The organism is Shinella sp., assembly GCF_035998705.1.
Taxonomy (GTDB): domain Bacteria; phylum Pseudomonadota; class Alphaproteobacteria; order Rhizobiales; family Rhizobiaceae; genus Shinella.
Genome location: NZ_DASYHH010000025.1, coordinates 235,465 through 249,247, shown reverse-complemented (window position 1 = coordinate 249,247; position 13,783 = coordinate 235,465). Strand labels below are relative to the sequence as shown.

The following is a 13,783-nucleotide window of genomic DNA, read 5'->3' as shown; positions in this document are numbered from 1 at the left end:
TGCAAGTTATTAATTGAAGCCTCCAGATCCAGGATAGCGCCATGACCGGAACAGCCCTCACAGACCGCAAGAACGCCGCCATTTCGCGCGGTGTCGGCATGACCACGCAGATCTACGCCGACCGTGCGGAGAATGCGGAGATCTGGGACAAGGAGGGCAATCGCTATATCGATTTCGCCGCCGGCATTGCCGTCGTCAACACCGGCCACCGCCATCCGCGCGTCATCGAGGCCGTCAAGAACCAGCTCGACCGTTTCACCCACACCTGCCACCAGGTCGTGCCTTACGAAAACTATGTCGAGCTTGCCGAGCGCCTGAACGCCATCACCCCCGGCAACTTCGCCAAGAAGACGATCTTTGTCACCACCGGTGCCGAAGCCGTCGAGAATGCCGTCAAGATCGCCCGCGCCGCCACCGGGCGCCAGGCCGTCATCGCCTTTTCCGGTGGTTTCCATGGCCGTACTTTCATGGGCATGGCGCTGACCGGCAAGGTCGTGCCCTACAAGGTCGGCTTCGGCGCCATGCCGGCCGACGTCTTCCATGCCCCCTTCCCGGTCGAGATGCACGGCACGACCGTCGAGCAGTCGCTCGGCGTGCTGAAGAAGCTGTTTGCGGCCGATGTCGATCCGAACCGCGTTGCCGCGATCATCATCGAGCCGGTACAGGGCGAAGGCGGCTTCTATCCGGTTCCGGTCGCCTTCATGAAGGCGCTGCGCGAGATCTGCGACCAGCACGGCATTCTCTTGATCGCCGATGAGGTGCAGACCGGCTTTGCCCGTACCGGCAAGCTCTTCGCCATGGAACACTACGGCGTGGTGGCCGACATCACGACGATGGCCAAGGGCCTCGGCGGCGGCTTCCCGATCGCAGCCGTCACCGGCCGCGCGGAAATCATGGACGCCCCCGGCCCGGGCGGCCTCGGCGGCACCTATGCCGGCAGCCCGATCGGCGTTGCGGCGGCGCATGCCGTGCTCGACGTCATCAAGGACGAGGACCTCTGCAACCGTGCCGAAAACCTCGGCGCCCGCCTGAAGCAGCGCCTTGCCTCGCTGCAGGACAAGGTTCCGGAAATCGTCGATATCCGTGGTCCCGGCTTCATGAACGCCGTCGAGTTCAACGATGTTTCGACCAAGCTGCCGAGCGCCGATTTCGCCAACAAGGTGCGCCTGAAAGCCCTCGAAAAGGGCCTGATCCTGCTCACCTGCGGCGTGCACGGCAACGTCATCCGCTTCCTGGCACCGATCACCATCCAGGACGAGGTTTTTGCCGAGGCGCTCGATATCCTCGAAGCCGCGATGGTGGAAGCCCGCGCCGCCTGATCGGCGACGCCCAACACTGAATACATCCTCCCAAGGAAACACCCGGAGCCTCTGCTCCGGGTGAACGACCTTCCACGTCCGAAAGGAACGAAATCATGGCCTTCTACGATGCGCTCACGAAGCACCTAAAGTCGACCGACTTCCTGCGCGATGCAGGATATGTCAACGGCAACTGGATCGGCGGCAACGGCGCCGAGACCTTCGACGTCTTCAACCCCGCGACCGGCGAAAAGCTCGCGACGCTGCCTGAAATGGGCGCGACCGAGACTTCTGCCGCGATCGATGCCGCCTATAAGGCGCAGCAGGTCTGGGCCGCCCGCCCGGCCAAGGACCGCAGCGTCCTGCTGCGCAAATGGTTCGACCTGATCGTCGCCAATGCGGACGAACTGGCTGCGATCCTGACCGCCGAAATGGGCAAGCCGCTGCCGGAAGCCAGGGGCGAGATCCTCTATGCCGCCTCCTATGTCGAGTGGTATGCGGAAGAAGCCAAGCGCATCAACGGCGAGACGATCCCCGCCCCCTCCGTCGACAAGCGCATGCTGGTCATCAAGCAGCCGGTCGGTGTCGTCGGCACGATCACGCCGTGGAACTTTCCGGCCGCGATGATCGCCCGCAAGGTGGCGCCTGCGCTTGCCGTCGGCTGCACGGTCGTCTCAAAGCCCGCCGAGCAGACGCCGCTTTCGGCGATCGCGCTGGCCGTGCTCGCCGAAAAGGCCGGCCTTCCGGCCGGCGTCTTCAACGTCATCCTCGGCACGGACGGTCCAGCCATCGGCAAGGAGCTTTGCTTCAATCCGAAGGTCCGCAAGATCTCCTTCACGGGCTCGACGGAAGTCGGCCGTATCCTGATGCGCCAGTGCTCCGACCAGATCAAGAAGGTGAGCCTGGAACTCGGTGGAAACGCGCCCTTCATCGTCTTCGACGATGCGAACCTGGACGCTGCCGTCGAAGGCGCAATGGCCTCGAAATACCGCAATGCCGGCCAGACCTGCGTCTGTGCCAACCGCATCTACGTGCAGTCGAACGTCTATGATGCCTTTGCCGACAAGCTGGCGAAGAAGGTCGCCGAGCTTTCCGTCGGCAACGGTTTCGACAAGGGCATCACGATCGGCCCGCTGATCGAGGAAGCGGCCATCGAGAAGGTCGAGGCACACATTGCCGACGCTGTGTCGAAGGGCGCCACGGTGGTTGCCGGCGGCAAGCGCGTTGCGGGTCAGGGTACGTTCTTCGAGCCGACCGTGCTCAAGGGTGTTTCCCGCGGCATGACGGTCGCACGGGAAGAGACGTTTGGCCCGGTCGCGCCGCTCTTCCGCTTCGATACGGTCGAGGACGTCATCGCGCAGGCGAACGACACTGAATTCGGCCTGGCAGCCTACTTCTTTGCCGGCGATCTGAAGAAGGTCTGGCAGGTGACGGAAGCGCTGGAATACGGCATGGTCGGCGTCAACACCGGCATCATCTCCTCCGAAGCCGCCCCCTTCGGCGGCATCAAGCAGTCCGGCCTCGGCCGCGAAGGCTCCGCGCACGGCGCGGACGACTATCTGGAGATGAAATACGTCTGCATGGGCGACGTCGCCTGACATTTTTTGAATCGCCCCGCTTCGGCGGGGCGGTTTTCACGCGGTTTCGATATCCGTCTGCGAAAAGTCGTCGCCCTTGTAGAGCAGCGGCACGTCGAGGTGCCTTGCGCAGGCATAGGCGAAACAGTCGCCGAAATTGAGCCCGGCCGGGTGGCGGCCCTTGCCGAAACGCTGGTATGCCTCGACGGCGGCCGCAGTCGCTGCCGGCGAGATCGCGATGACCTCGATTTCAAGCGGTCGAATATAGGCTTCCACCTCACGCAAAGCAGCCTTCGGTTCGACGCCGGAAATGCGGCTGTAGGCGACGGAAGCCTCCCAAAGCGCCATTGGTGACGTTGCGCGCGAAGTGGCCGTCATGAGGCGTAACGACAGCGACGCGGCGTCGCTTTCGTTTGTCATCATGGCGACGATAGCGGAAGCATCGACGAACATCAGTCTTCGTAGAGGCTGTCGATGAAGGCTTTGTCAGCCTTCAGGCCGGTCGGAGAATACTTCCGGTTCAGCTCCCGTGTCATGGCAACGGCCTTTTCCACCAGCGTCGGCTCGTTCTCCGCGCGCTCCAGCTCATGCGTCAGCGCCTGGCGCACCGCCTCGGTCTTGCTGACCTTGCGCAGCGTGGACAGCTTTTCCGCTAGCCGGTCGACCTCCTGGTCCTTCACGTAGAGCGGCATGGTATATCCTTCATCAATCGAAGGTATATATAACATCCCGAACCCGCAAATAAAAGCTCAAGCCGGCTTCACCGTCTCCGGATGCGCCGCCTGGAAGGCCGGGAGGGCGCGGCAGTTGTCAGTGATGTGGCGCACTTTCTCCAGCGCGCTGATATCGGCGCCCCAGCGTTCGGCATTGTAGACCTGCGGCACGAGGCAGAAATCGGCCATGGTGGGCATATCGCCGTGGCAGAACTTTCCCGTCGCCGGATTGTCGAGCAGGGTTTCGACGGCAGCGAGACCCTCGCCGATGAATTTTTTCATCCACTCGGCGCGCGCCGCCTCCCCGTCCCCGGTCAGCGTCATGAGATGGCCGACGACGCCGGTGTTGCAGACGGCGTGGATCTCCATGGCGATGGCATAGGAAATCGCCCGCACCCGCTGCCGGCCGAGCGGATCGGACGGCAGGAAATGCGCCTCAGGGCGCGTCTCCGAGAGGTATTCGATGATCGAGAGCGACTGCGTCAGCATGTGCCCGTCGATCGCGAGCGCCGGCACGAGGCCCTGCGGGTTGCGGGCGCGGTGCTCCGGCGAGCGCTGTTTCCCGTCGAGCAGATCGACAGATTCCCGCCGATAGGCGAGACCGAGGCTTTCGAGCGCGATGCGCACGCGGTAGCTGGCGGACGAGCGCCAGTAGTCGAAAAGCACGATCTCGCCGCTCATCGGTTCAATCCTTTTCGTAGGCTTTTACGGTCTGCTCGATCGCGCCGAAGATCGAATGGCCGGTCTTGTCCTTCATCTCGATGCGCACGACATCGCCGAACTTCATGAAGGGCGTTTTTGCGGTGCCGGTCGCGATCGTCTCGATGGTGCGGAGTTCGGCGATGCAGGAATAACCCGCGCCACCCTCCGCGACCGGCTTGCCGGGGCCGCCGTCGAGCTTGTTGGAGACGGTGCCGGAGCCGATGATCGAGCCCGCAACGAGCGGCCGGGTCTTTGCCGCATGGGCGACGAGCTGGCCGAAATCGAAGGTCATGTCGACGCCGGCTTCCGCCTTGCCGAAGGCCTTGCCGTTGAGCGAGACGAGGAGCGGCAGATGCAGTTTTCCGCCATCCCAGGCCTCGCCCAACTCGTCCGGCGTCACGGCGACGGGGGAGAAGGCGGAGGCGGGTTTCGACTGGAAGAAGCCGAAACCCTTGGAGAGTTCGGCGGGGATGAGCCCGCGCAGCGACACGTCGTTGACGAGCATGACGAGGCGGATCGCGTCGCGCGCTTCCTCCGCGCTCGCGCCCATCGGCACGTCGTCGACGATGACGGCGATCTCGCCCTCCATGTCGATGCCGAAGGTCTCGTCGGCCGCCAGGATCGGGTCGCGCGGGCCCAAGAAGCTGTCGGAGCCGCCCTGGTACATCAGCGGATCGGTCCAGAAGCTTTCCGGCATGTCGGCATTGCGGGCCTTGCGCACCAGCTCGACGTGGTTGACATAGGCCGAGCCGTCCGCCCACTGGTAGGCGCGCGGCAGCGGCGAGGCGGCGTCGTGCTCGTGGAAGCGGGTGGTCGGCTGCGCGCCGGTTTCCAGCCCTTCGGCAACCCGCTCCAGCCGTGGCGCGACATGCGCCCAGTCGTCCAGCGCCGCCTGCAGCGTGCGGGCGATGTGCCCGACTTCCGAGCAGAGCGTCAGGTCGCGCGAGACGACGACCAGGCGGCCGTCGCGGGTGGAATCCTTCAGTGTCGCAAGCTTCATGCGTCTCTCTCCCGATCTTGTTTCCAGCCGCAAGGATGTGTCATCTTCCGGCCGCCTGTCTCCACCCGATGCGCCGCGTTCTGCGGCGCATCGCATTCTCAAGGAAATCCGCGTGAACCGCACGGTCCTGAATTCCCTGCTGCTCGCCGCCGGCTTCATCGGCGCGACGGCACTTCTCCTTTATACGATGGGTCAGCCGCTCATCTGCAAGTGCGGATATGTCAAACTGTGGCACGGCGTCGTCGTTTCCTCGGAAAATTCGCAGCATCTCTCCGATTGGTACACGCCGAGCCACATCATCCACGGCATCCTGTTCTTCGGCCTCTTCACGCTGATCCTGCCCAAAGCCGGCATCAACCTGCGCCTGACGCTCTCTTTGGTCCTCGAATGCGCTTGGGAAATCCTCGAAAACACCGACATGATCATTAATCGCTATCGCGAGTCGACGATCTCGCTCGACTATTTCGGTGACAGCGTCATCAATTCGAGCGCCGATATTTTCGCCATGGTCGTCGGCTTCTTCCTGGCCTCGCGGCTGCCCGTCTGGGCGAGCGTCGCGCTCATCGTCGTCTTCGAGGGCGTAACCACCTACCTTATCCGCGACGGCCTGGCGCTCAACATCCTGATGCTCGTCTGGCCGCTGGAAGCGGTGAAGGTTTGGCAGGGCGGCTGAACGACCCTTCATTTGATGCCCGGCGTGCCGTCGAATTTGCGTTCCAAGCCATCCCAGCATTCGAGATAGTTGTCCTGCAAGGTTTCCAGCTCGGCGGCGAATTTTGTGAGCTGCTGCGGGTAGCGCGTCTCGAACATGAAGGCCATGGTGTGGTCGAGCTTGACGGGCTTCAGCGCGCTGTTCGACGCCTTGTCGAAGCCAGTCGCGTCCGGTCCGTGCGGCAGCATCATATTGTGCAGGCTCATGCCGCCGGGCACGAAACCCTCCTCCTTGGCGTCGTACTGGCCATGGATCAGCCCCATGAATTCGCTCATGATATTGCGATGATACCAGGGCGGACGAAATGTGTGCTCGGCCACCAGCCAGCGCGGCGGGAAGATGACGAAGTCGATATTCGCCGTGCCGGCTTCTTCCGTCGGCGCGGTCAGAACGGTGAAGATCGACGGGTCGGGATGGTCGAACAGGATCGCGCCGACCGGGGAATAGGTGCGCAGGTCGTATTTGAACGGCGCGTAGTTGCCGTGCCAGGCGACCACGTCGAGCGGCGAATGGCCGATCTCGGTGACGTAGAATTTGCCGCACCATTTGACATGCACGCGGCACGGCGTCTCCTTGTCTTCGTAGGCTGCGACCGGCGTCTTGAAATCGCGCGGGTTGGCAAGACAGTTGGCGCCGATCGGGCCGCGGTCCGGCAGGGTGAATTTCGCGCCGTAGTTCTCGCAGACGTAGCCGCGCCAGACGTCGCCCTCGCCCAGACGGGAGACCTTGAACATCATGCCGCGCGGGATGAGGCAGATTTCCAGCGGTTCGACATCCATGATGCCCATTTCGGTGAAGACGCGGATCGCACCCAGCTGCGGCACGACGAGCAATTCGCCATCGGCATCGAAGAAATAGTCGTCCACCATGTCGGCGTTGAACGTATAGGCGTGTGCGGCCATGCCGACCTGGGTCAGCACGTCGCCGGCCGTCGTCATCGTGCGCATGCCTTCAAGGAAGCTGAGCGTTTCCTTCGGCGCAGGCAGCGGGTTCCAGCGCAACTGGCCGAGCGGCAGGGAATGGTCGTCGAGGCAGGGCGCGCTTTTCCAGTGCGGATAGCTGGCATTGGAGAAGCGGCGGGTGTGGCGCACGCTCGGGCGGATGCGGTAGAGCCAGGAGCGTTCGTTGGTGCCGCGCGGCGCGGTGAAGGGCGAGCCGGAAAGCTGCTCGGCATAGAGGCCGTAGTTGCATTTCTGCGGGCTGTTCTGGCCCTGCGGCAGGGCGCCTGGCAAGGATTCCGTCTCGAAATCATTGCCGAAGCCGGGCATGTATTTCAGGCTGTTGGCGGTCTCAGCGGCATGGTCCGGCATGGCTTGGCCTCCTCTTGCAAAGCACCCTTGTCGTCAGGTGGTTACAGATGTAACTGTCCATTTTGTAACCATCAAGGCGCGGTCCATGGACTTCCGGCTCGAAACCTTCCTACCCTACCGCCTCAACCAGGCGGCAGAACTGGTCAGCCAGCGTTTTGCCGCGCAATACCGGACGCGCTACCGCATGACCCGGCCGGAATGGCGGGCGCTTGCGGCCCTCGGCTCCTATGGCCGCATGACCGCGACGGAAATCGGCGCCAATTCCAGCATGCACAAGACGAAGGTGTCGCGCGCTGTGCGGGCGCTGGAGGAAAAACACTGGCTGAAGCGCAGCGAGGATGCCGCCGACCGCCGGATCGAGCATCTGGACCTCACGCCGGCGGGCCGGCGCATCTATGGTGAAATGATCGCGCTGGCGCATGAATACGAGCAGGAACTGGCCCGGCTTCTTGACGCGAGCGGCCTGGAGCAACTCCAGGCAGGCCTCGCGACGATCGAAGCGACGCTGGCGGTGCAACCGGCGCGGCGCGGGCCAAGCGACTGACGATCCATCACGCAGATGAATCGATGCGCCCGGATCGATTCAAAGCTTTCATTGGACGGTGATTCGCGGCTTCGGCAGAATCCTGCGCATGCCGAACACCATCCCCTCCCCGGCCTACCGCTTCCGCCGCATCGACGCTACGCGGAACATGGCGCGCTTCTATATGCTTTCGCTGGAGCCGACGCTGTTCGGCGAAGTCGCCGTGCTGCGCCACTGGGGCCGTATCGGCACAAGCGGTCGGCAAGCGCTGAGCCTGCATGCGACATTGGCGGAGGCCGAGGCGATGTTCGCCCGGCAGGTCGCCAGACGGCGCAGGCGCGGTTACGTCGAGGCGTGAAGGGACTGAAAAGGTTAATTTTCCGGAGTTTTCCCCAATCGAATCGGGACATGCCGATAGCCGGGCGATGGTCAATACGCTAAAGTCTCATTCATGGACGTGCCAGCGCCGGGAGTGCGGGGTGCGTTAACCATTATTGCCTTGCCCTATAATCAGAATCGGTTCTAAATGCGGTTTAAACCCACAAGTGGGCTTGAAATCGCATTTTGAGATTCCCGACATGAATATGGCCGCAATGTTTGGACAGGCAATTTCCGAGGTCGATCAGCTGATCATCGGGCAGGCGCACGAACTGTCGGACAAGCTGAAGCAGCACCGGCTGGAGATGTTTCCTCCCGTCGCCCAGAAGAGCCTGCGCCAGTTCCAACTGAGCGAGGCGGCGCATTTTCTTGGCGTCACGAGCGGTTATCTGCGCAATCTTTCGCTGGAATCCAAGGGACCGCTGCCGCAGGTGACGCCGTCAGGCCGCCGGTCCTATTCGGCCGAGCAGTTGCAGGAAATGCGCGAATATCTGGAGCAGAACGGCCGCGGCGGCCAGCGTTACCTGCCGCGCCGGCGCGGCACCGACCATCTCCAGGTCATCGCGGTGGTGAACTTCAAGGGCGGTTCCGGCAAGACGACGACGACGGCCCATCTCGCCCAGCATCTGGCGCTTACCGGCCACCGGGTGCTTGCGGTCGATCTCGATCCGCAGGCGAGCCTTTCGGCGGTGCACGGTTTCCAGCCGGAATTCGACGTCAACGAGAACGAGACGCTCTACGGCGCCATCCGCTACGACGAGCATCGGCGGCCGCTGAAAGACATCATCCGCAAGACCAATTTCCCCGGCCTCGATATCGTGCCCGGCAATCTCGAACTCATGGAGTTCGAGCACGACACGCCGCGTGTGCTGTCGCAGGGCGACAGGAACGATTACGGCCGGATCTTCTTCGCGCGGCTGGACGAGGCGCTGTCCTCCGTCGCCGACGATTACGATGTGGTGGTGATCGACTGCCCGCCGCAGCTCGGCTTCCTGACGATGAGCGCGATCTGCGGCGCGACTGCGGTGCTGATCACCGTGCATCCGCAGATGCTCGACGTCATGTCGATGTGCCAGTTCCTGCAGATGCTGGGCGAGGTGCTGAACACGCTGAAAAGTGCGGGCGGCAATATGAACCTCGACTGGCTGCGGTATCTGGTTACCCGTTACGATCCGGCGGATGGCCCGCAGACCCAGATGGTCGCCTTCATGCGCTCGTTGTTCAAGCAGCATGTGCTGACCAATTCGATGGTGCGCAGTGTCGCCATTGCGGATGCCGCACTCACCAACCAGACACTCTATGAGGTCGACCGGAGCCAGTTCACGCGTGCCACCTATGACCGGGCGATCGAATCCATGGAGGCGGTCAATGCGGAAATCGTCGAACTGATCCACAAGGCATGGGGGCGTTAATCATGGCGCGCAAGAACGTTCTTTCCAATCTGATGTCACCGACGGCGGAAAAGTTGACGTCGGTAAACCCCGTGCAGGACGAGTTGCGCCAGCATGTGACCTACAAGGGCATCGGCGCGCTCGGCGCGGTGACGCGCAGCATCGATGCGCTCGCTGCCAAGGCGGATGCCGCCAAGGAGATCGAGGCAAAGCTGACGGCCGGTGAAATCGTCATCGAGCTCGAGCCGGACGAGATCGAGGAATCCTTCATTTCCGACCGCCTCGCCCATTCGGACGAGCAATTCCAGGAACTGGTCGAGGCCATGCGTGTGCGCGGGCAGGATTCGCCGATCCTCGTGCGCCCGCATCCGGAAAAATCCGGCGTCTACCAGATCGCCTTCGGCCATCGCCGTGCGCGCGCGGCGCGCCTGCTCGGCCGCCCCGTTCGCGCCGTCGTCAAGGCGCTGACCGACCGCGACCATGTCATCGCGCAGGGCCAGGAGAACAGCGCGCGCGCCGATCTCTCCTTCCTCGAGCGGGCGACCTTTGCCGGCGAACTGGAGACGCGGGGTTTCGATCGCGAGACGATCATGGCGGCGCTGAGCGCCGACAAGACGACCGTCTCGAAGATGCTGTCGGTGGTGAACCGCATCCCCAAGAGTGTGCGCGGCGCGATCGGCCCGGCGCTGACCATCGGCCGCGATCGGTGGCATGAGCTTGCGACCCGTTTCGACGATCCGGCCAATGAGGACAAGGCGGTGGAGTTTCTTGCGCGCGAGCGGGTGAAAAGCCGCACGCCCGAAGATCGCTTCAACCTCGTCAGCGGCCATCTTTCGAAAAAGGAACCCGCGGAGGCGGCCAAGCCCGCGGCGGTGGAATGGTCGCGCAGGGACGGTGCCGTGCGCGCCAGCATCAAGACGAACGGCAGCCGGTACACGATCGCGCTGAAGGCCGCGCAAGCGCCCGCCTTCGGCGCCTACATCACCCAGAACCTGGACCGCCTCTACGAGGCGTTTCGTGCTGAAAACAAACAGAAATCGGGAGATTGATCCGCAAAAGAAAAAGGCCCCCTCAACGTTACCGTCGCGGAAGCCCTTCTCATCGTTTAGCAGCCTGAGAATCGCACTTCCCCGAATCACAGTCAAGCCTTTTCGGCGCCGGTTTCGGTGATGGGGTCTCTTTTGCCTGTTGAAAGGTGAAGAGAGATGGAGACGGACGGCATAACGACGCCCTTCGGGCGGCGCGCGATGACACTTGGCATGTTGGCAAGCCAGGCAGTCGCCAAAACGGTCTCGCCCGAGGCGAGCATCGACAAGTGGAAGCTCTATCGCTGGCTCTGTGAGGCCCGGGTGAAACTCGGCATCAGCGACCGGGCGCTCTCGGTGCTGAATGCCTTGATGAGTTTTCATCCGAAGACGGAACTCAGCGGCGGCGACGGGCTGGTGGTGTTTCCCTCCAATGCGCAGCTTTCGCTGCGCACGCACGGCATGGCCGAGACCACGCTGCGCCGGCACCTGGCGGCGCTGGTGGACAGCGGTCTGCTCACGCGCCGCGACAGCCCGAACGGCAAGCGTTATGTGCGACGCGACCAGCAAGGCTCGATCGGCGAGGCCTTCGGCTTCTCGCTGGCCCCCTTGCTCGCCCGGGCAGGAGAAATCGAACGACTTGCCGCGGAGGTCACCGCCGAACGCCTTCTTTTGCAGCGTCTGCGCGAGCGGGTCACGCTCGTTCGCCGGGATATCGCCAAGCTGATCGAGACGGCGCTGGAAGACGGCCTTGCCGGAGACTGGATGCGTTACGAAGCCGACTATCGCCGCGAGGTCCAGGCCCTGCCGCGTTTGCGGACGCCCGAAAACCTGACACCGGCGCTTGCCGCTCTCGAGGCCTTGCGCCTGGAAATCCTCAAGAGCCTGGAACAGCATATTATTTTACAAGAACCGGATGGCAATGCCCGCCATACTGAGCGGCACAAACAGAATTCAAAACCCGAATCCCTATCTGATCTTGAACCAAGCTTCGAAACGAAGCAGGGCCGCAAAGGCGAGGCCAGACCGGACCGTTCGACCGCGCGGCGGATGGAGCAGGATGAAAAACCGGACGCCCGGTATTCGCAATGGCCCGTCGATGTGCCGACACCGGCGAAAGGGGTCTATCCACAGCCGGCGAACGCTTCGGACCCGCAAAAACCCTATCCGTTGGGGCTTGTGCTGCGGGCCTGCCCGGAAATCGTGGCCTTCGGCCCTGGGGGCGCGATTTCGAGTTGGCGCGACCTGATGACGGCGGCGGTGGTGGTGCGCTCGATGCTGGCGATCAGCCCTTCCGCCTATGAACAGGCTTGCGCGGTGCTCGGGCCGGAAAATGCCGCGACCGTGATCGGCTGCATCCTGGAGCGATCCGGACACATCAACTCCGCCGGGGGGTATCTGCGCGACCTCACCCGCAGGGCGGAGCGCGGCGAATTCTCGCTTGGCCCGATGCTGATGGCGCTAACGCGGACGAACGGCGTTCCGGCCAAGCAGGCGGGGTGATGGTCGCAGCTTGGCACAGCGAAATTCACCGCGGAAACCGCACGTTAACCATGGGGCTCCTAATCATGGGGGGAAGATAAGGAAGCCCGAATCAATGCCCCCTCACGCCTCGGTCCAGCCGCGCCGCCGTTCCATTCCCACCGAGACCGGACCGGTCGTTCCGTTTCCCGCCGAACGTCGCACGGCCCATGTGCGGCGTTGCGCCGGGGAGCTTGGCGGCTTGCATGGCGAGGACGCGCGGCTCTACTGGCTCAGAGTCTGCCGGGAACTGGCGGACGAATTGCGCAAGCTCGGCTCGAACGAGAACCAGGCGCGCAACGCCGTTTTCGCCTTCCAGGACGAGGTCCAGCAGGAACTCATGCGTCTGCATGATGCGGATGAGGGCTGACTTCAGATAAGGCCGGACGCGCTGCCGGCAAGACCCAGTGAAAAGATCACGAGAAAGACGGCCGCGGCGCGGTAGACCAGGCGCGGTGACAGAAGCGGCGCCCGTCCGACAAGGCTGCCCAGCACGAGGAAACTCGTGCCGGCGCCGGCGACCAGCAGGCTGAAAAGACCGAGGGCCGGCGCGATCTCCATCAATGGGCCATGCGGCATGATGACGAGCCCGATGATCGGTGCTTTCGGATTGAGGACAGTTGTCAAAAAAACCTGGCCCATCGTGACGGGCGATCCCGCGTCCCGGTTCTCCTTCGTGGATGCCAGGCGCCAGAGCCGGAACGCCAGAAACAGCACCCATCCGGCGGCGGCGAGACGAAGGGCGATTGCCAGCGCCGGACGTCCATCCAGCAATGTCGCGGCGATCGTCGCAAGCGGCACCACGACGATGAGATAACCGGCGAGCTCCCCGAAAAGCAACGGAAGGCTGGCGCGCAAGCCGCGTGCGGCGGCCCCGACCGTCAGCAGCGTGTTGGTCGGGCCGGGCGTCAGGAGCAGCGCGAGGATGGCGAAGACGAAAAAGCTGTCCGGCATGACGACCCCGGGAATGGATGCTGTGACCTCCCCTACCCTACGGCCTCCCCTCCCCGCAACCTTGATCTCCATCAAGTGAACACGCCCTTCCCCTCGCGCGAGACTCCCGATAAGGATCGGTCACGAAAATCCGGATGGGGGACATGATGGCGGAGACGATTGCAGAAGACATCCGGCGGTTGGAAGAACAGGAACGGCTCCTGCGCTTCAGCCGGTTCAGCCCCGACGACGCCTGGGCGCTCGGCAACCGCGTGCGCGAAACAGCCCTGGCTATCGGCGCCGGTGTCGCGATCGACATTTCGCTGCGTGATCGCGCCCTCTTCCATTGCGCCCTGCCCGGCACGTCGACGGACAATGTCGAGTGGATCCGCCGCAAGCGCAACACCGTGTTGCGGCTCTGGCACTCCTCCTATCTCGTCGGACGGCGGCTGGCGCTGTCCGGTCGCGAGCAGATAGAGGCGCACAATCTCGCCCATGCCGACTATGCCGTGCATGGCGGTGGTTTTCCGCTCTTCGTCGCCGATCTCGGCTGCGTCGGCGCGGTCACGGTTTCCGGCGTGCCGCAGCGCGTCGACCATGCAATCGTCACCGATGCGATTGCCGGTTTCCTGAATGTCGATCTCGGCGACAACCGTCTCACCGACTAACCCCCCTCCCCTCTAGGAAAGAGGCTGGGGGC

The 13,783-nt window shown here is 63.4% G+C and carries 16 protein-coding genes; 10 read left to right on the top strand and 6 right to left on the bottom strand.

All coding sequences use genetic code 11. From position 1 onward, the window contains the following. The first annotated feature begins 41 nt into the window (after positions 1 to 41). Positions 42 to 1,319: a 4-aminobutyrate--2-oxoglutarate transaminase gene (locus tag VGN93_RS22535; RefSeq protein ID WP_319314159.1), complete on the top strand. Its 1,278-nt coding sequence runs from the start codon at positions 42 to 44 to the stop codon at positions 1,317 to 1,319. Positions 1,320 to 1,414: 95 nt separating this feature from the next. Beyond that, positions 1,415 to 2,896 carry an NAD-dependent succinate-semialdehyde dehydrogenase gene (locus VGN93_RS22530; protein ID WP_327509239.1) on the top strand — a complete coding sequence of 494 codons (1,482 nt, stop codon included), beginning with the start codon at positions 1,415 to 1,417 and terminating at the stop codon, positions 2,894 to 2,896. Between the two features lie 36 nt (positions 2,897 to 2,932). On the opposite strand, the gene VGN93_RS22525 is transcribed toward VGN93_RS22530, so the two are convergent. From VGN93_RS22525 to VGN93_RS22510, 4 genes are read right to left on the bottom strand one after another with little or no spacing between them, the layout of a single operon-like run. Further along, positions 2,933 to 3,328: a type II toxin-antitoxin system VapC family toxin gene (locus VGN93_RS22525; RefSeq protein WP_327509238.1), complete on the bottom strand. Its 396-nt coding sequence runs from the start codon at positions 3,326 to 3,328 to the stop codon at positions 2,933 to 2,935. Beyond that, positions 3,328 to 3,567, bottom strand: coding sequence for a type II toxin-antitoxin system VapB family antitoxin (locus VGN93_RS22520; protein ID WP_256116302.1), 240 nt, complete (start codon positions 3,565 to 3,567; stop codon positions 3,328 to 3,330). Before VGN93_RS22520 ends, VGN93_RS22525 begins: the two co-directional genes overlap by 1 nt. A 57-nt stretch (positions 3,568 to 3,624) precedes the next feature. Further along, positions 3,625 to 4,269 carry a maleylacetoacetate isomerase gene (maiA, locus tag VGN93_RS22515; protein ID WP_327509237.1) on the bottom strand — a complete coding sequence of 215 codons (645 nt, stop codon included), beginning with the start codon at positions 4,267 to 4,269 and terminating at the stop codon, positions 3,625 to 3,627. Between the two features lie 4 nt (positions 4,270 to 4,273). Then, positions 4,274 to 5,290: a fumarylacetoacetate hydrolase family protein gene (locus tag VGN93_RS22510; RefSeq protein ID WP_327509236.1), complete on the bottom strand. Its 1,017-nt coding sequence runs from the start codon at positions 5,288 to 5,290 to the stop codon at positions 4,274 to 4,276. Positions 5,291 to 5,396: 106 nt separating this feature from the next. Between VGN93_RS22510 and VGN93_RS22505 the strand changes: the two genes are divergently transcribed. Beyond that, the gene (locus VGN93_RS22505; protein ID WP_414714153.1) at positions 5,397 to 5,963 is read left to right on the top strand and encodes a DUF2585 domain-containing protein; all 567 of its coding nucleotides are present in this window, start codon (positions 5,397 to 5,399) and stop codon (positions 5,961 to 5,963) included. A gap of 8 nt (positions 5,964 to 5,971) precedes the next feature. Here VGN93_RS22505 and hmgA read toward each other — a convergent pair whose 3' ends face one another. Continuing rightward, positions 5,972 to 7,312: a homogentisate 1,2-dioxygenase gene (gene hmgA / locus VGN93_RS22500; protein WP_327509234.1), complete on the bottom strand. Its 1,341-nt coding sequence runs from the start codon at positions 7,310 to 7,312 to the stop codon at positions 5,972 to 5,974. A gap of 85 nt (positions 7,313 to 7,397) precedes the next feature. Here hmgA and VGN93_RS22495 point away from each other — a divergent pair, with 85 nt between their 5' ends. The 6 genes from VGN93_RS22495 to VGN93_RS22470 all read left to right on the top strand — a co-directional run bounded on the left by VGN93_RS22495 (position 7,398) and on the right by VGN93_RS22470 (position 12,520). Next, positions 7,398 to 7,856 carry a MarR family winged helix-turn-helix transcriptional regulator gene (locus VGN93_RS22495; RefSeq protein ID WP_327509233.1) on the top strand — a complete coding sequence of 153 codons (459 nt, stop codon included), beginning with the start codon at positions 7,398 to 7,400 and terminating at the stop codon, positions 7,854 to 7,856. 88 nt (positions 7,857 to 7,944) lie between these two features. Further along, positions 7,945 to 8,193, top strand: a complete 249-nt coding sequence (locus VGN93_RS22490) for a WGR domain-containing protein (RefSeq protein WP_327509232.1) — start codon at positions 7,945 to 7,947, stop codon at positions 8,191 to 8,193. Positions 8,194 to 8,413: 220 nt separating this feature from the next. Next, positions 8,414 to 9,625 carry a plasmid partitioning protein RepA gene (repA, locus tag VGN93_RS22485; protein ID WP_319314179.1) on the top strand — a complete coding sequence of 404 codons (1,212 nt, stop codon included), beginning with the start codon at positions 8,414 to 8,416 and terminating at the stop codon, positions 9,623 to 9,625. A 2-nt stretch (positions 9,626 to 9,627) separates the two neighbouring features. Beyond that, positions 9,628 to 10,653 carry a plasmid partitioning protein RepB gene (gene repB, locus VGN93_RS22480; protein WP_327509231.1) on the top strand — a complete coding sequence of 342 codons (1,026 nt, stop codon included), beginning with the start codon at positions 9,628 to 9,630 and terminating at the stop codon, positions 10,651 to 10,653. Positions 10,654 to 10,809: 156 nt separating this feature from the next. Further along, positions 10,810 to 12,132 carry a plasmid replication protein RepC gene (repC, locus tag VGN93_RS22475; protein WP_327509230.1) on the top strand — a complete coding sequence of 441 codons (1,323 nt, stop codon included), beginning with the start codon at positions 10,810 to 10,812 and terminating at the stop codon, positions 12,130 to 12,132. A 94-nt stretch (positions 12,133 to 12,226) separates the two neighbouring features. Further along, entirely contained in the window at positions 12,227 to 12,520 is a 294-nt protein-coding gene (locus VGN93_RS22470; RefSeq protein ID WP_319314185.1) for a DUF6074 family protein, read from the top strand. Positions 12,521 to 12,522: 2 nt separating this feature from the next. On the opposite strand, the gene VGN93_RS22465 is transcribed toward VGN93_RS22470, so the two are convergent. Then, positions 12,523 to 13,104, bottom strand: a complete 582-nt coding sequence (locus VGN93_RS22465; RefSeq protein WP_327509229.1) for a threonine transporter RhtB — start codon at positions 13,102 to 13,104, stop codon at positions 12,523 to 12,525. A 143-nt stretch (positions 13,105 to 13,247) separates the two neighbouring features. Between VGN93_RS22465 and VGN93_RS22460 the strand changes: the two genes are divergently transcribed. Continuing rightward, positions 13,248 to 13,751, top strand: coding sequence for a heme-degrading domain-containing protein (locus tag VGN93_RS22460; RefSeq protein ID WP_327509228.1), 504 nt, complete (start codon positions 13,248 to 13,250; stop codon positions 13,749 to 13,751). Positions 13,752 to 13,783: the final 32 nt, after the last annotated feature.